Origin of the sequence: Falsiroseomonas sp. E2-1-a4, assembly GCF_051433165.1 — a bacterium.
Classification (GTDB): Bacteria; Pseudomonadota; Alphaproteobacteria; order Acetobacterales; family Acetobacteraceae; genus Falsiroseomonas.
In genome coordinates this window covers 1-15,305 of record NZ_JBHMFS010000022.1, presented here as the reverse complement: position 1 = coordinate 15,305, position 15,305 = coordinate 1, and the positions used below count along the sequence as shown (strand labels likewise).

Here is a 15,305-nt window from a genome sequence, read left to right as displayed (position 1 = left end):
CTCCGCGTGGGCCATGGACGCATTTGTCAGTCGTGGCAGCATGGATCGGCGTTGAACGCGACAACCGAGGCGGCCCGTGCCGTTGAGGCCGGAAAGGGCTTCGCCGTGGTGGCCAGCGAGGTGAAGAACCTAGCCGTACAGGCGGCAGCGGCGACGCAGCAGACCTCATGCGAGATCGACGGAATCCAAGGCGGCCTCCGCCGCGGTTGCCGGGGCGCTGCGCACGAACAGCGATGCCGTCACGACGGGGCCAGAAGCCGCCACCCCCCCTGGATCAGCGGCAGGAACCCGCCGAAGGTCGTGATCGCCGTCGAGAGGATGTGGCGGCTGGCATCGAGCACCACCTCAGCCATCGCAGTCTGGTCGCCCTGCGCCGCCGCCTCATCGTCTTGAAGTGCGGAGATGGCGATCAGTGCGGCGTTGATGGACACGCCGATGGATCCGATCAGGCCAATGATCGCGTTGATGCCGAAGGGTAGTTGAAGACCGCAAGCGCCAGCAGCGACAGCCCCGCGGATAGGCCCCGCGGCCAGGAAGGCAATCAGGGACAGGCGGAAGGAATTGAACGTCAGCACCACCACCGCGATGGCCAGCACCACGATCAGCCCGAGCGAAGCGATCAGCGCCTGGATGGGGCCGCCGTCTCAGCCATCGGGCACGCCGATATCGGCTTCGCGGCGGCGGAAAGCGGCGTCTCCAAGCTGATGTTCAGCCAGACCCGCACGCACGACCGAAGTCCCGAGCTACTGCAGAAGGGGGAGGAGACCTTTGGCGTGTTGTTGCGCCACCTGGCGCATCGCGATGGCGGCGCCCCGAACGACCCGCCGATCCGCACGCGCGGCCTTCGGCTGTGGATCTTCGTGCACGGCCTGTCCTTCCCGCTGATCGACGACAAGGTCAACGCGATGGAAATTCCGCTCGACCTGTCGGACATGGTGTCGGATGCCACGCGGCGCTTCCTGCGCGAGACCTGAACCGGCGCGGCGACCCGCTTGGGCGGAACTCAGATGGAGGCGGCCGAGGCTGCGGGTGGCAGTGTGGCGACGAAGCGGAACCGCCCGCCCGCCGGCCATTGCGGCACAAGTTCGCCACCCCGCAGCAGCGTCGCCAGGATCCGCATGCCCAGGCCGCGGCCGCGAACCTGGTCGTAGCCGTCCGGCGGCCCATCGCCGCCGTCCTCCACCACCAGCGTGCCGGTCCCGTCCAGGGCGGCAATATCCAAGCGGATCAGCACACGGTCCCGGCCGTATTTGAAGGCGTTCGTCACCAGTTCCGTCACCACAAGGCCGAGCATCGTTACCCGGTCCCCGTCCCAGATCGCCATCTCACCCGTCGCGGTCAGTTCCAGTTCCAGCGGCCGCCCGCCCTCACCCACGCCGAGCGAATTCCGTAGATCCTCCACCAGCCCCCGCAAATAGGTGCCGACCGCGACCTGGCCGATGGCAGGGCCGGAGAACAGGCGCTCATGGACCGCACCGATGGTCATGATACGCCGCGCAGCCTGTTCGAGTTGAAGCCGCGCCTCCGGATCCTCCACCTCGCGCAGTTGCAGGCGCAGCAGGGTTTGGGCGATCTGGAGGCTGTTCTTGACCCGGTGATGCGCCTCCCGCGTCAGCAACTCCCGGTCGCGCCGGTCGCGGTCCCGATCAATTGCAAGGCCCACGACATTGGCCAGCGCCTGGAGGAAATCGACGTCGTTCTCGGAAAAATCCTCGCGCGGGTCGCGGCTGTCCACTTCCAGCACGCCGAAGGGCGGCGCGCCGGCCTCACCACGAATGAGCACATTCACGGCGCGACGGACGCCGTGCTCCACCATCAGCTTCGGCGTGCGGAAGCGCCCCTCATCACCCAGATGGTTGGAGATCACCGGCGCCCCGGTCCGCAGCGCAAAACCTGCAGGCGATGCGAGATCAGTGCCGAACCGTACCACACCGATCACATTGGGGCGCCAACCCACACCGGCGACAATCTTCAGCGCGCCTTCGGCGGGAATATGCTGCAGCACTTTCGCCAGGTCGGTGCTTAAGCCATCCGCGGCAATCCGCGCTGCTTCCTGCAACAGGTCGTCGAGTTCGGCGCCACGCAACGCCTCGCGGCCAAAGGCCGAGAGAAGCTGCTGCTGGCGCAGCCGGCTATGCAACTCGCCGCCAGTCTCGGTCCGAATGCCGGCCGACATCATCTGGAATTCCTGGCGTTCATTAATCGATCCCGGTTCGCAACAGGTGTTGCGCTCCCAGCCGGCCTCCATCCCATGCCGGGAGGCTGCGGCGCAAGCCGCGGCCGCGCAACGGTCATCCGGTTTTTCGGTTTCGCGCTAACAGAACAGCCGCAACGGCGTCTCTACCAAGATCCGGGAGCGATCTTCGGCCCGCGGGGTCCAGTCATGGAACAGGTCCAGCAACGCCCCGTCATCCGGCATAATCTCCGCCGGGATCGAGGTATGCGGCCAGTCTGTGCCCCAAAGCAGCCGATCCGGGTTGGCCGCCAGAAGCGCATCGTGGAACGGCCGTGCATCCGGGTAGTCCGGGAAGCGGGATGAAAGGCGATAGGCACCGGAGAGCTTCACATGCGCCTGCCCCTGCCCCACCAGTCGCAGCAGCGCCTGGAAGCCGGGATCGGCGATGCCCAGCGCCGCCGGCAGCGCCAGCATATGGTCGATCACCACAGGCATCTCGGCGGAGATGGCGGCAAGGTCCGCGGCGATGGCCGGCAGGCGGCGATGGTCGCAGAACACCTGCACCACCCAGCCCAACTCCCGCATCACCGCGCGGAAATGCGGCAGCGCCTCCAGCCCTACACCGCCGACATAGCCGGGCGCGGCCATGTGTTCGTGAAAGCGCAGCCCGCGCATGCCGAGGCGGTGCCAGTCACGCAGCGTGGCCGGCGCGATCCGCGTATCCGTAATCGCGATGGCCCGCAGCCGCCGGGGTGCGCGCTCCAGCGCATCCAGCAGTACCGCGTTGTCGAAGCCATGCGCGTTGCCCTGCACCAGCACCCCGCGCGCGAGGCCGAGCCGGTCCAACAGCGCCAGATAGGCCTCGAGCGGCGCATCCGGGGGCGTGTAGCCACGCCCCTCCGCGTAGGGAAAACGGGTCTCGGGCCCGAAGATATGCGCGTGGGCATCCACCGAACCGGGCGGCGGCACAATGCGTGGCCGGCGCGGCAGCGCCACCGGGCCGGCGATTTGCACGGGCGCCGCCATGTGGCGCGTCAGTCCTCCGGCGCCAGCAGTGCGGGGGTGATCTGCCAAGCGGTGGCGCCCGCCGCCGGCGGCTCCATCCACAACGGCAGGGCGTTCGGGGTGCGGACATTGGCCTCCATCCCCGCCGCCTGGCGCAAGGCGCGGAACAATGCACCATGCGCCACCACCAGCACCGGGCCCGGCAGCGCCAGCGCGCGGTTCACGCCGCGAATCGCGCGTTCGCGCAACGTCGCGAAGGTTTCGCCGCCCTCCGGCACGTAGTCGCCGGCGATCCAGTCATCATACCAGTCGCCCATCGGCAGGCCTTCCTGCTTGCCGAAATCCACCTCCGCCAGATCCTCGTCCAGCGCTACCGGCAGGCCCAGCGTGGTTGCCACGACCTCCGCCGTATGGCGGGCACGCAACAATGGAGAGGCGACGATGCTGGCGATCGGTACCGGCGCCAGGGTGCGGGCGGCGCGTTCGGCCTGGGACCGGCCGACATGATTCAGCGGGATGTCGGTGCGGCCCTGGGAAAGCCCCTGGGCATTCCAGTCTGTCTCGCCATGGCGCAGGAACCAGAAAGGCGTGGTGTTCAACTTCATCATGGAAGATCCTGCCGGCAATTACGCCGGCAGCCCTTCCTGCTGCAGGGCGCGCTGCACGGCCGGGCGGGCGAGCATGGCGTCCAGGTGCTTCGCCAGATGCCCCGGAAGCGTCATGCCCGAACGCCGCGTTGCCCAATACTCCACGAAGAACAGCGCCGCGTCGGCAACTGAATAGCCGGAGGCCAGAACGAAGGTGCCGCCGGTCCAGTTATTCTCCAGCGTCTCGAAATATTTGGTGGCGAGCGCCTTGCCCTGTTCCACCACCTTCGGCTGGTCCTCCTCTCGCGCCGTGAAGTTGGCGGGGCGGAACTGGCGGGTGAAGCCCTGCGGGTGGATGGTGCCGCAGACATAATCCAGCATCTCCAGGCAGCGCGTCTCCGCCTCGAAATCTGTCGGCATCAGCCCCGCCTCGGGGTTGGACTTGCCGAGCCACCAGGCAATGACTGGAAATTCCGTGAGCACACGGCCATCGCCACGGTCCAGCGCCGGCACCTTGGACTTCGGATTCACCGCCACGAAGTCCGGCTTGTGCTGCGCGCCATCCTTCAGCGCGACCAGCGACAGCTCATAGGGCTTGCCGATCTCCTCAAGGATCACGTGGATGCCGAGGGAGCAGGCGCCGGGGGAGAAGTACAGCTTCATGGGGAGGGTCTCCGGAGGATTGCGGCGGATGCTAGGCCGGGCCGCCGAAGGCGTCACCCCCTTGGCCGCGCGACGCCAGCGTGGAACCCTGCCAGCGCCCAAGCCGCGCCGGACGACGCAAAGGAGAATGCCCGATGGCCGAGAAGCTGCTGATCGCGAATGGCCTGGTGGTCACCATGGACGCTTCCCGCCAGGTGCTGGAAGGCGGCGCTGTTCTGGTGGAAGGCACGTGCATCGCCGCCATCGGCAGCACCGCTGAACTGCGCGCCGCCCATCCTGGCACACCGGAGATCGATGCCGCCGGCAAGGCGGTTCTCCCCGGGCTGATCGACGCCCATGCCCATGCCGGCCACACACTGGTGAAGACCCTGGGCGGCGGTGACGGCGGCCGCTGGACGGAATCGGTGGAAGCCATCTACCCGCGGGGCGCCACGCCGCAATTCTGGGGCGCCGATGGCGCGCTGGCGGCGCTGGAGCGGCTGAAGGCCGGCGTCACCACCGGCCTGTCCATCTTCGGCGCCTACGGGTCTCGCACCGATGATGCCGTGCATGCGGAGGCGCATGCGGAAGGCTATCGCCGTATCGGCATCCGCAGCGTGCTCTGCCCCGGCGTTTCTCCGCCGCCCTACCCGAACCGCTTCTACGATTGGCAAGGCGCCACGTATCGGGAGCGCGAGATCGGGCTGCAAGACCAACTCGATGTTTGCAGCACCTTGATCGATCGCCTGCACAACGCGGGCGATGGCCTGACGCGCATCATGCTCTGCGCGCCGGTGGGCTACCCCGGCCGACATGGCGTGACGCCGGAAACGGCGGCGATCTACCCCGAGGTCGCGAAGCAGGTGCGCGCCCTTTCGCGCGCCCGCGGCGTTGGTTTCACCCAGGATGGCCACAAGGGCGGCACGGTGCGCGATGCGATGGAGCAGGGCATCCTCGGCCCGGATGCGCTGCTGTCGCACTGCATCGATCTGGCCGAGGACGAGATCCGCATCATCGCGGAGACCGGCACGAAGGTAGCCCACAATCCATCGGCCAACATGTCCATCACCGGACGCTGCCCGGCGATCGAACTGATGGATGCCGGCGCCACCGTCGCCATCTGCTCGGACGGCACCGCACCCGACCGCAGCTTCGACATGTTCCGCCACATGACCCAGGCGATGCACTACCACCGCCGCCATTTCCGCGACGCCAAGGTGCTGCCGCCCGGCAAGGCGCTGGAAATGATCACCTGCGACGCTGCGAAGGCGCTCGGCCTGCAGGACGAGATCGGCAGCCTGGAGGCCGGCAAGCGCGCCGACATCACGCTGGTCGATCTGCACAAACCCCATCTCTGGCCCGGCGACATGCCGCTGTACCGCCTGGTCTGCTTCGCCGTAGGGTCGGATGTGGACACGGTGCTGGTCAGCGGTCGCGTGGTGATGGAAGGCCGCGTGGTGCGGGATGTGGAGGAAGGCGCGGTGATGGAGGCGGCGACGCGGGAGATTGGCCTCGCCCTGGCGCGAACTGGACTGCAGCACATGACGGCGACGCCGCGTGGCTTCTGGGGCGCCACGCGCTACGGCTGAGTCTCGCGATCCAGCGCGGCGCGCAGACGCCGCAGCGTCGCCAGCAGCCCGGCGCCGTCAGGCCATGCGGCACCGGCTCGACCGATCGGACAATCGCCGCCACGCCCCGCTCGCACATCGCGCGTCCGGCGTCGGCAGGAACACCAACTTGCCGCGGACATCGCGCGGGTCCGGCACGGCACGAACCAGGCCGCCTGCCTCCAGCTTCTGGATGGCGTTGGTCATTGCCGGCCCGGCGCCATTGCCTACTTCTGAGCGGTGACCCGCCTTGCCGCCGCTGGGCCTGGATGCGGATCGAGCAATTGGCAGATGGCCTTGGCCAGGTCCGCGAGGCGGTAGGGCTTGGGCAGTAGCGGGAAGCCAGTCTCCAAATCATCCGAGCCTGGCGCCGCATCTTCCTGGTAGCCGGAGGTGAACAGCACCCGCAGAGCGGGCCGTAGCGCCACAGCCTCGCGGGCAAGCTGGTGGCCGTTCAGACGGCCGGGCATGACGACGTCAGTGAAAAGCAGGTCCAGCGACGTCTCCCGCCGCACCAGCTCCAGCGCAACCTCGCCATTTGCTGCCGAAAGCACCTCGTAACCCAGCCTCTGCAACTGCACCGTCGCGGTCTGCCGGAGAGAGGGATCATCCTCCACCAGCAGCACCCTTCCCTTGCCGGCAGCCAGGACAACCGGCGTATCGGGCGCGGCTGCCTCCGCCGCCTGATCGGAACGTGGCAGGTAGAGCGTGACCGCGGTGCCCCTACCGGGCGCAGTGTTGATACGGACATGGCCACGAGACTGGCTGACAAATCCGAACACCATACTGAGGCCAAGGCCACTTCCCTTGCCGAAGGCCTTGGTCGTGAAGAACGGCTCAAAGGCGCGGGACGCAACCTCGGCCGGCATGCCCGTACCGGTATCTGTGACCGTGATGGTGACATAGTCGCCCGGCGGCACGTCCAACCCGGCCGCGGCCAGCGCTGCCGGGCCGATGCAGGCGGTGGCGAGGCCAAGCCGTCCACCCAGCGGCATGGCATCTCGCGCATTGATGCACAGGTTCAGCACCGCATTCTCAAGCTGCGGCCCATCGATCACCGCCGGCGCCTCACCGCGGCTGAGGGACAAGGACACCTCGACCGGCGCCCCCAGCAGGCGGCGCAGCAAATCTTCCATGTTTCGGAGCAGGTGGTTCACATCGACCACCTTCGGCGCCAGCGGATGCAACCGGGCGAAGGTCAGCAACCGGCCAGTCAACTCCGCACCCCGCTCCGCCGCAGACAAAATCACCTCGAGATGGCTACGCGCGCTGGCGTCTAGGGTCGGCTCCTCGGTCATCAACTCGGCATTGCCGATGATGACGGCCAGCAGATTGTTGAAATCATGCGCCACCCCACCGGTCAGGTTGCCGAGCGCATCGAGCCTTTGCGCCTGGCGGAGCTGTTCCTCCAAGGCGCGCTGGCGGGTTACATCCACCATGCTGCCCACCATTCGCAGCGCCGCCCCATCCGCGTCGCGCACCAGGAAGCCGCGGTCGGAAACCAGCGCGACGCTGCCATCCGCCTTGCTGAAGCGGTATTCCGCATGCCAGGGGTCGGAGCCCGCGATCGCGGCCTGACGGGCCGCCGTTACCGCCTGCCGTTCCTCCGCGACCACGAGACCGGACCACCAGCCCAATGTCGGAAGCGGATCCGGCACGACATGCCCCAACTGGCGGGTCATTTCCTCACTCCACCAGATCTGACCGGTGGCGAGGTTCCAGTCCCAGACGATTTCGGCGGTCGCGCCGGCCACCAGGCGGAAGCGCTGCTCATTCAGCGCAATCTGCTCGGCATCCAGCAGCCGGCGCAGCAGCGGGCGCAGGGCGCTGCCCAGCCCCATCAGCATCTCCGCCAGCGCCGGCAGCCGGTGCGGGCCTGGCCCGAAGCCCACGCCGAAGGCGTAGCGCTCCTCCCCAAGCGAGAGCGGCGTGACGATATTCGCGACAATGCGCTGTTCGACGGACAGGCTGATGGCCGGGTATTGGCGTTGGATTGAAGCGTCGATGAACGGCACCACGCGCTGCACGCCACTGGCCGCCACTTCACCAACGAGCGAGTTGTCCACCCGCACATCCATCCGGCGCAGGTGATCAAGATAGGCGGCGGTCAGTTGAGGCGTGCTGGCCTGGCCGGCCACAAGTTGCATGTGCCGCCCATCCGGACCCAGGCGGAAGAACAGGCACAGCATCGAATCGGTGGCCGCGCGCAGCGCCGCCATGGCCCGGTCGACGGCCAGGGCGAAGCTTGGCGCATCGACTACCAGCCGCAGGAGTCGCTCGCGCAGCGCCAGCGCGGCGATGTCCTGCTGGTGTTCCAACGCCTCCACCGCCGCGGCCGCCAGATCGTCAAGCAGGGCGTGGTCCGCGGCCGAAAGTGGATCCCGCGCCGCGGTGTCCTGAAGCCACAGGGCCCCAAGCTGGTGGCCGTCGCGGCCGAGCAGCGGCCTGCGATGGCGAAAGCCGGTCACCGGCAGGGCAAGCTCGGGCGCCACGCCCAGGGCCACGCCTGCCGCATCGACGCCGAGGCAGATGCGCGCGAGGCGCCCAATGCGCTCCAAGGCCTGGTCCAGCACGGGGGTGGAACTGCCAGCCACTTCTATCTCGAGTTGCGTTTTGACCTCCAATGCATCCCCGCTTCTGTCTATTCAGCATCCTCAGCCATCAAGGTGAACCGCGGGAGAGAAAAATAGGGCAATTTATCCGGAGCGTGTTCGCCGGAACGCAGAGATGCGGTACCGCAACAAAAAAGGGCCAGGCCACCGCGATCCCGCGGTAACCCGGCCCCCCTGGCTTTAACCCCGCCGCGGTTGATGCCGGCAGACGGGGACCGCCTCAGACGGAGTAGTACATCTCGAACTCAACCGGGTGCGGGGTGTGCTCGAACTTGTACACGTCGCCCCACTTCAGCTCGATGTAGCTTTCGATCTGATCCTTGGTGAACACGTCCCCGGCCAGCAGGAACTCGTGGTCGGCGGCCAGGGCGCCCAGCGCTTCGCGCAGCGAACCGCAGACGGTCGGGATGCCCTTCAGCTCCTCCGGCGGCAGGTCGTACAGGTCCTTGTCCATGGCATCGCCCGGATGGATCTTGTTCTTGATGCCGTCGAGGCCGGCCATCAGCATGGCGGAGAAGGCGAGGTAGGGGTTCGCACCCGGATCCGGGAAGCGGACCTCAACGCGCTTGGCCTTCGGGCTCGTCGCATAGGGAATGCGGCAGGAGGCGGAGCGGTTGCGGGCCGAATAGGCCAGCAGCACGGGGGCCTCGAAGCCCGGGATCAGGCGCTTGTAGGAATTGGTGGTCGGGTTGGTGAAGGCGTTCAGCGCCTTGGCGTGCTTGATGATGCCGCCGATGTAGTACAGCGCCATCTCAGACAGATCGGCATAGCCGTTGCCCGCGAACATCGGCTTGCCGGCCTTCCAGATCGACTGGTGCACATGCATGCCGCTGCCGTTGTCGCCGTAGATCGGCTTCGGCATGAAGGTCGCGGTCTTGCCGTAGCTGTGGGCCACGTTGTGCACGCAGTACTTGTAGATCTGCATGTGGTCGGCCTGCATCACCATCGGGCCGAACTTGGTGCCCAGCTCATGCTGGGACTGCGCGACCTCGTGGTGGTGCTTCTCGATCGCCAGGCCCATCTCGCCCATGGTCGACAGCATCTCGGCGCGCAGATCGCCCTCGCTGTCCACCGGCGCCACAGGGAAGTAGCCGCCCTTGACCACCGGGCGGTGGCCCATGTTGCCCTCGGGGTAGTCCTTCAGGCTGGCGCCCGGACCCTCGATGCTGTCGAGCTGGTAGATGCCGTAGTTGCCGCCCGTGCCGAACTTCACGTTGTCGAACACGAAGAACTCGGCCTCCGGGCCGAAGAAGGCCGTGTCACCGATGCCGGTGGACTTCAGATAGGCCTCAGCGCGCTTGGCCGTGCTGCGCGGGTCGCGCGAATACATCTGGCCCGTGGAAGGCTCCACGATGTCGCAGAACAAGATCATCTGCGGCTTGGCCGCGAAGGGATCCATCACCGCCGTCGAGGGGTCCGGCATCAGGATCATGTCGGACTCGTTGATCGCCTTCCAGCCGGCGATCGAGGAGCCGTCGAACATGATGCCGTCGGCGAACACATCCTCATCGATGGTGGAGACGTGCTGCGCGGTGTGCTGCCACTTGCCGCGAGGATCGGTGAAACGGAAATCGACGTATTCGACGCTGTGCTCCTTGATCATTTCCATGACCTTGGAAACGGCAGCGTTGCTGCCCCCGGCTGCCGGCTTCTTCGCCATCGTGTGCGGTCCTGTCTTTGTTCGTCCCGGTCCCATTGCCGCGCGACGGGGACCGGCCCCCGCCACGCGCCCGGATGGTACCGCCACCCCCACGCGGGGGCGTCGCGGCCATCCGGTCAGCCTTCCCCGGCGCCAACGCCGGTCCAGCCCGTCTTCGCCCGCCGTGGCCCTAGAGCCTCAAGACCCTGGGGCCCGGCGGATCAGATCTCACACCGCGTCGTCGCCCCGTTCACCGGTGCGGATACGGATGACTTCCTGAACATCGCTGACGAAGATCTTGCCATCGCCGATGCGCCCGGTGCGGGCCGCAGCGGTGATCGCCTCGATCGCGCGTTCCATCAACTCATCGGGGCAGACCACCTCGATCTTTACCTTCGGCAGGAAGTCCACGACGTATTCGGCGCCGCGGTAAAGCTCGGTATGGCCCTTCTGGCGCCCGAACCCCTTCGCCTCGACCACGGTCAGCCCTTGCAGGCCGATCTCGTGCAGCGCGTCCTTCACCTCATCGAGTTTGAAGGGCTTGATGATCGCCTCGATCTTCTTCATCGGCTCCGTCGCTCCGCATGCCGGCCGGATGGCCCGACGCAAGCGCTGAATTCCCCCCGGCCAGGCCACTGCCCGGCGCCCCCACCGTGTTGCATGGCGCGTGCCATCCGGGCAACGGCGCAGGCCGCGGATTCTGGCAGCGCCAGCACCAGAAACGATCATATCACAGGCATACAGCACATAAAACAGGCAGTAACATCCGGCGATGTTGCGCCTTCGGCCATCCCCCCCCATCATCCCGTCAATGCTGCCACCTCCGCGCAGCCAGCCCTCCCGAGAGACACTCCGTGAAACCCCAGAACGACCTGCTCTCCGCCACCGGGACCACCATCTTCACGGTGATGTCGGCGCTCGCCACCGAACATGGTGCGATCAATCTCGGCCAGGGTTTCCCGGATTATGACGGGCCAGAAGATGTGATCGACGCGGCCGCCGCGGCGCTGCGGGACGGCCGCAACCAATATCCGCCCATGTCCGGGCACCCCGATCTGCGCCAGGCCGTCGCCGCCCATAACCGCCGCTTCTACGGGCTGGAGGTGGATGCCAATGCCGAGGTAATTGTCACCTCCGGCGCGACGGAGGCGATCACCGCCTGCCTAATGGCGGTGCTGAACCCCGGCGATGAATGCGTGCTGATCGAGCCGCTGTATGACACCTACCTGCCGGTGGTGAAGCTGTTGGGCGCCATCCCGAAACTGGTGCGCCTGACGCCGCCGAAATGGGAGCTGCCGCGGGCCGAACTCGCCGCGGCCTTCGGGCCGAAGACCAAGGCCGTGCTGCTCAACACGCCGATGAACCCGACCGGCAAGGTCTTCACCCATGCCGAGCTGGCCTTTATCGCCGACCTGATCGAGCGCCATGACTGCTACGCCATCTGCGACGAGGTCTATGAGCACTTGACCTTCGACGGCTGGAAGCATGTACCGCTGATGACGCTGCCGCGGATGCGGGAGCGCTGCATGCGAATCGGCTCCGCCGGCAAAACCTTCAGCCTGACCGGCTGGAAGATCGGCTACGTCACCTGCGACCGTTCGCTCGCCGGCAACGTCACAAAGGCGCACCAGAACCTGACCTTCACCACCCCGCCCAACCTGCAGCGCGGCATCGCGGTGGGGCTGGCGAAGGACGATTCCTATTTCGCGGGCCTGTCCACCAGCCTGCAGGCGAAGCGCGACCGGCTGGCGGCGGGCCTCACGCGGCTCGGCTTCGGCGTGCTGCCGACCCAGGGCAGCTACTTCATCACCACGGACTTCCGGCCATTGATGGCCCCCTTGGGCTTCAACGGCGACGACGTGGCCTTCTGCCGCACCCTGACGGTGGAGGCGAAGGTCACCGCCATCCCCGTGACGGCCTTCTATGCAAGCGCCGACGCCCCCAGCCACTACGCCCGCTTCGCCTTCTGCAAGGGTGATGCGATCCTGGACGAGGCGCTGGCGCGGATGGAGAGCTGGCTCGCCACCCGCAACGGCGAGGCCCGCGTGGCCGCCGGCTGATGCAGGCAGCCGCCCTGCTGGGCGCGGCGGAGGCGGCCCGCGCCCGGGCGCATGCGCCCTATTCCGGTTTCCGGGTGGGTGCCGCGCTGCTATGCGAGGACGGCAGCCTCCAGACCGGCTGCAGTGTCGAGAATGCCAGCTATGGCGCCACCATCTGCGCGGAACGCGTTGCGGTCGGCGCCGCCATTGCTGCCGGCCGCCGGCGCTTCCAGGCCATTGCCATCGCGGGCCCGGCCGGTGTCGCGCTTTCGCCCTGCGGCATCTGCCGCCAGGTGCTGTCCGAATTCTCGCCGGATGGGGCGCTGCGCGTGGTGATGCGCGCGGCGGACGGTTCTGCGCAGGAGGCCACGCTCGCCGCCCTGCTGCCGAACGCTTTCGGCCCCGCCGATCTCGCCGCCGCCCATCCCCCCGGTTGACGCGACCGCCCGCCTCGCCGTATCACCCCGCGCCTGGGGCCACGCCCCGGATGAGGCGTGTGGCGGTCGTAGCTCAGCTGGTAGAGCGCCAGGTTGTGGTCTTGGATGTCGCGGGTTCGAGCCCCGTCGATCGCCCATTCGCCCACACGTCCAGGAAAACAACCACATGCAGATCCGCCTCGATGGCCACACCGCCCTGATCACCGGGGGGTCGAAGGGCCTCGGCCTCGCCATTGCCGAAAGCTATGTCGAATCCGGCGCCGCAGTGGCGCTGGTCGCCCGCGGGGCGGAGGCGCTGGAAGCCGCCAAGGCGCGGATTACGGGAAAATTCCAGGGCGCCCGCGTAGCCGCCATCGCGGCGGATGTCGGCACCGCGGAAGGCTGCGCCCGTGCCGCCGCACAGGCCGCCGCCGAGCTCGGACCGGTGGACATACTGGTGAACAACGCCGGCACCAGCCAGCGCGGCCCCTTCATGGAGGTGGATGACGCGCTCTGGCAGGCGGATCTCGACCTGAAGCTGTTCGCCGCCATCCGGCTGACCCGCGCCGTCTGGCCAGGCATGCAGGCGCGCGGCTGGGGCCGCATAATCAATGTGCTGAACATCGGCGCCAAGGCGCCGGCCGCCGGCGGTGCCCCCACTGCCGTCTCGCGCGCCGCAGGCATGGCGCTGACCAAGATCCTGGCCGGCGAGGGCGCGCCGCATGGCATCTTGGTGAACGGCATGCTGGTCGGCATCATCGAGAGCGACCAATGGGTGCGCCGCCATGCCGCCGACCCGCGCGGCATTTCCTGGGAAGACTGGAAGGCGGAACAGGGCAAGACGGTGCCGATGGGCCGCATCGGCCGCGCCGAGGAATTCGCCGCCATGGCCACCTTCCTCGCCTCCGACCAGGGCGGCTACGTCACCGGCACCGCCATCAACGTCGATGGCGGGCGCAGCCCCGTCGTCTGATGGCGATCCTCATCATCCTCGCCGGCATCCTGCTGCTGGCCCTGATCTTCGGGCCGCAGATTTGGGTGCAGCATGTGCTGCATGTGGCGCAGGCGCAGCGGACGGATCTGCCCGGCACCGGCGGGGAACTGGCCCGCCACCTGCTGGACGAAGCTGATCTGCGCCATGTGAAGGTGGAGGAATCGCAGGAGGGCGACCATTACGACCCCGGCGCCGGCGTGGTTCGCCTGACGCCCCCGCATTTTGCCGGCCGCTCCATCGCCGCCGTGGCGGTCGCAGCGCACGAGGTGTCGCATGCGGTGCAGCATGCCCGGGGCGAGCCCGGCTTCCGCCGGCGCATGGCGCTGATCCAGGCGATCGCGCCGCTCGACCGCATCGCCCAGGTGGTGCTGATTTCCATGCCGCTGGTCTTCGTCGCCCTGCGGTCTCCGTCCCTGATCGCGGTGCAACTGGCCCTGGTGGTGGTGCTGTTCGCCGGGCGGCTCGCTATTCATGCGGTGACGCTGCCGGTGGAGCTGGATGCCAGCTTTGGCAAGGCGCTGCCGGTGCTGCAGCGGGGCGGCTACCTCGCGCCGGCCGACCTGCCCCAGGCCCGCCGCGTGCTGCGCGCCGCGGCGCTGACCTATGTGGCGGCGGGGCTGATCACGCTGATCAACGCGGTGCGATGGTTTCGGCCTTAAAGCAATTTCGAGCCCTCATGCGCCGGGCGCCGTTCGGCGCCGCGACACAGGAGTTGCGTCAGCTGCCCACCTTCAACGTGCTGGTCAGGCCGCGCAGGCAGGCCAGGATCGACAACGGCGTGATCTTGCCGGTGCGGGGGTTCTCCTCGCTCGGCACATTTTCGATGGTCATGGTCAGCCGGGCACTGGCCGCTTCCACGCGGATGGTGTGGGTGTTGCGGGTAACGGTGGTGTCCGCCCAGATCTTCACCGTGGTCCGCTCCGGCCCGATGCCGGCCAGGGCCAGGGCGGCGGCGACGTTGACGTTGGCGGGGAAACCCTGCGCGGCGTCGAAGGCATTACCTTCGAAGATCAGCGTCGGCGTGGTGATCGCGGCCACGTCGATGCCGTGCTGGTCGAGATAGGGTGCGCCCACCAGGCCGCGCGGCGGCTTGCGCGTCTCGATGGTGACGGAGGCCACCTCCCCTTCCGCCGCCGCCCGCACGGCATCCAGCCCGAGCAGCGCGCCGGTCGGCACGATGATACGCGCGCCGGTCTCCCGCGCCCGCGCCACCAGGTGCATCCGCGGCAGCAATGCCCCCACGGAGGACGGCACGAAGATGCGCCCCGCCTCAATGGCCGCGACGGCGACCTGCTCGAAGATTGCCGCCGGCGCGGCCTCCACCACCACATCGGCCTGGGCGAGTTCCGCCAGGCTCACCAGCGCGGGCGGGTTGCGGAAGCCGGCGAGGTTGGCGCGTGCCTTGTCCTGGTCCCGCGCCGCCACGGAAACCAGGCGCAGCCCCTCCACCCCGGCATCCAGCGCGCGGGCCAGATGCAGGCCAATGGCGCCGAGCCCTGCGATTGCGACGGTCAGTTCACGTGCCATGTGCGGCCCCCCAGCTTTGCGATCCTGGGGCGGGGCTACAGCAAGATTGGCCGAGATGGAA

At 67.9% G+C, this 15,305-nt stretch carries 15 protein-coding genes, 1 tRNA gene and 1 pseudogene; 8 read left to right on the top strand and 9 right to left on the bottom strand.

Going from position 1 to position 15,305, the window contains the following annotated elements; all coding sequences use genetic code 11:
• Window positions 1-6 precede the first annotated feature (6 nt).
• Window positions 7-192: pseudogene (locus tag ACFHNC_RS20195) on the top strand (methyl-accepting chemotaxis protein); the annotation flags it as partial.
• A gap of 47 nt (window positions 193-239) precedes the next feature.
• On the opposite strand, the gene ACFHNC_RS20190 reads toward ACFHNC_RS20195, so the two are convergent.
• Window positions 240-596, bottom strand: a complete 357-nt coding sequence (locus ACFHNC_RS20190) for a hypothetical protein (RefSeq protein WP_437171100.1) — start codon at window positions 594-596, stop codon at window positions 240-242.
• Here ACFHNC_RS20190 and ACFHNC_RS20185 point away from each other — a divergent pair.
• Window positions 480-974, top strand: coding sequence for a TetR-like C-terminal domain-containing protein (locus tag ACFHNC_RS20185; RefSeq protein WP_437171044.1), 495 nt, complete (start codon window positions 480-482; stop codon window positions 972-974). The two genes, ACFHNC_RS20190 and ACFHNC_RS20185, sit on opposite strands and share 117 nt — an antisense overlap.
• Before the next feature lie 29 nt (window positions 975-1,003).
• Here ACFHNC_RS20185 and ACFHNC_RS20180 read toward each other — a convergent pair whose 3' ends face one another.
• The 4 genes from ACFHNC_RS20180 to ACFHNC_RS20165 all read right to left on the bottom strand — a co-directional run bounded on the left by ACFHNC_RS20180 (window position 1,004) and on the right by ACFHNC_RS20165 (window position 4,431).
• A complete protein-coding gene (locus ACFHNC_RS20180; protein WP_437171043.1) occupies window positions 1,004-2,179 on the bottom strand; it encodes a sensor histidine kinase in 1,176 nt (391 codons plus the stop codon).
• A gap of 135 nt (window positions 2,180-2,314) precedes the next feature.
• Window positions 2,315-3,202, bottom strand: a complete 888-nt coding sequence (locus ACFHNC_RS20175; protein ID WP_437171042.1) for an amidohydrolase family protein — start codon at window positions 3,200-3,202, stop codon at window positions 2,315-2,317.
• Between the two features lie 8 nt (window positions 3,203-3,210).
• Window positions 3,211-3,789, bottom strand: coding sequence for a histidine phosphatase family protein (locus ACFHNC_RS20170; RefSeq protein WP_437171041.1), 579 nt, complete (start codon window positions 3,787-3,789; stop codon window positions 3,211-3,213).
• Between the two features lie 18 nt (window positions 3,790-3,807).
• Window positions 3,808-4,431 (bottom strand): glutathione S-transferase family protein, encoded by a 624-nt coding sequence (locus ACFHNC_RS20165; protein ID WP_437171040.1) that lies wholly within the window; start codon window positions 4,429-4,431, stop codon window positions 3,808-3,810.
• 134 nt (window positions 4,432-4,565) lie between these two features.
• On the opposite strand from ACFHNC_RS20165, the gene ACFHNC_RS20160 reads away from it, so the two are divergent.
• Window positions 4,566-5,999, top strand: coding sequence for an amidohydrolase family protein (locus tag ACFHNC_RS20160; protein WP_437171039.1), 1,434 nt, complete (start codon window positions 4,566-4,568; stop codon window positions 5,997-5,999).
• Window positions 6,000-6,244: 245 nt separating this feature from the next.
• Here the strand turns inward: ACFHNC_RS20160 and ACFHNC_RS20155 are convergent, their stop codons facing one another.
• From ACFHNC_RS20155 to ACFHNC_RS20145, 3 genes are all read right to left on the bottom strand, one after another.
• A complete protein-coding gene (locus tag ACFHNC_RS20155; protein ID WP_437171038.1) occupies window positions 6,245-8,611 on the bottom strand; it encodes an ATP-binding protein in 2,367 nt (788 codons plus the stop codon).
• A gap of 238 nt (window positions 8,612-8,849) precedes the next feature.
• The gene (gene glnA / locus ACFHNC_RS20150; RefSeq protein ID WP_437171037.1) at window positions 8,850-10,289 is read right to left on the bottom strand and encodes a type I glutamate--ammonia ligase; all 1,440 of its coding nucleotides are present in this window, start codon (window positions 10,287-10,289) and stop codon (window positions 8,850-8,852) included.
• 207 nt (window positions 10,290-10,496) lie between these two features.
• Window positions 10,497-10,835, bottom strand: a complete 339-nt coding sequence (locus tag ACFHNC_RS20145; protein ID WP_168045998.1) for a P-II family nitrogen regulator — start codon at window positions 10,833-10,835, stop codon at window positions 10,497-10,499.
• 287 nt (window positions 10,836-11,122) lie between these two features.
• On the opposite strand from ACFHNC_RS20145, the gene ACFHNC_RS20140 reads away from it, so the two are divergent.
• From ACFHNC_RS20140 to ACFHNC_RS20120, 5 genes are all read left to right on the top strand, one after another.
• Entirely contained in the window at window positions 11,123-12,328 is a 1,206-nt protein-coding gene (locus ACFHNC_RS20140; RefSeq protein ID WP_437171036.1) for an aminotransferase, read from the top strand.
• On the top strand, window positions 12,328-12,744 hold the full coding sequence (locus tag ACFHNC_RS20135) for a cytidine deaminase (protein WP_437171035.1): 417 nt from the start codon (window positions 12,328-12,330) through the stop codon (window positions 12,742-12,744). Before ACFHNC_RS20140 ends, ACFHNC_RS20135 begins: the two co-directional genes overlap by 1 nt.
• Before the next feature lie 62 nt (window positions 12,745-12,806).
• Window positions 12,807-12,879 (top strand) — tRNA-His (locus ACFHNC_RS20130).
• A gap of 31 nt (window positions 12,880-12,910) precedes the next feature.
• Window positions 12,911-13,696, top strand: coding sequence for an SDR family NAD(P)-dependent oxidoreductase (locus tag ACFHNC_RS20125; protein WP_437171034.1), 786 nt, complete (start codon window positions 12,911-12,913; stop codon window positions 13,694-13,696).
• Window positions 13,696-14,376, top strand: coding sequence for a zinc metallopeptidase (locus tag ACFHNC_RS20120; RefSeq protein WP_437171033.1), 681 nt, complete (start codon window positions 13,696-13,698; stop codon window positions 14,374-14,376). Before ACFHNC_RS20125 ends, ACFHNC_RS20120 begins: the two co-directional genes overlap by 1 nt.
• Window positions 14,377-14,434: 58 nt before the next feature.
• Here the strand turns inward: ACFHNC_RS20120 and ACFHNC_RS20115 are convergent, their stop codons facing one another.
• A complete protein-coding gene (locus ACFHNC_RS20115; protein ID WP_437171032.1) occupies window positions 14,435-15,244 on the bottom strand; it encodes an aspartate dehydrogenase in 810 nt (269 codons plus the stop codon).
• Window positions 15,245-15,305 lie beyond the last annotated feature (61 nt).

What these genes read in the sequence shown, in the direction of transcription:
- ACFHNC_RS20135 (WP_437171035.1), top strand. Translation starts at nt 12,328, where the DNA reads ATGCAGGCAGCCGCCCTGCTGGGCGCGGCGGAGGCGGCCCGCGCCCGG.
- ACFHNC_RS20125 (WP_437171034.1), top strand. Translation starts at nt 12,911, where the DNA reads ATGCAGATCCGCCTCGATGGCCACACCGCCCTGATCACCGGGGGGTCG.
- ACFHNC_RS20115 (WP_437171032.1), bottom strand. Translation starts at nt 15,244, where the DNA reads ATGGCACGTGAACTGACCGTCGCAATCGCAGGGCTCGGCGCCATTGGC.
- ACFHNC_RS20120 (WP_437171033.1), top strand. Translation starts at nt 13,696, where the DNA reads ATGGCGATCCTCATCATCCTCGCCGGCATCCTGCTGCTGGCCCTGATC.
- glnA (WP_437171037.1), bottom strand. Translation starts at nt 10,289, where the DNA reads ATGGCGAAGAAGCCGGCAGCCGGGGGCAGCAACGCTGCCGTTTCCAAG.
- ACFHNC_RS20175 (WP_437171042.1), bottom strand. Translation starts at nt 3,202, where the DNA reads ATGGCGGCGCCCGTGCAAATCGCCGGCCCGGTGGCGCTGCCGCGCCGG.
- ACFHNC_RS20145 (WP_168045998.1), bottom strand. Translation starts at nt 10,835, where the DNA reads ATGAAGAAGATCGAGGCGATCATCAAGCCCTTCAAACTCGATGAGGTG.
- ACFHNC_RS20170 (WP_437171041.1), bottom strand. Translation starts at nt 3,789, where the DNA reads ATGATGAAGTTGAACACCACGCCTTTCTGGTTCCTGCGCCATGGCGAG.
- ACFHNC_RS20165 (WP_437171040.1), bottom strand. Translation starts at nt 4,431, where the DNA reads ATGAAGCTGTACTTCTCCCCCGGCGCCTGCTCCCTCGGCATCCACGTG.
- ACFHNC_RS20160 (WP_437171039.1), top strand. Translation starts at nt 4,566, where the DNA reads ATGGCCGAGAAGCTGCTGATCGCGAATGGCCTGGTGGTCACCATGGAC.
- ACFHNC_RS20180 (WP_437171043.1), bottom strand. Translation starts at nt 2,179, where the DNA reads ATGATGTCGGCCGGCATTCGGACCGAGACTGGCGGCGAGTTGCATAGC.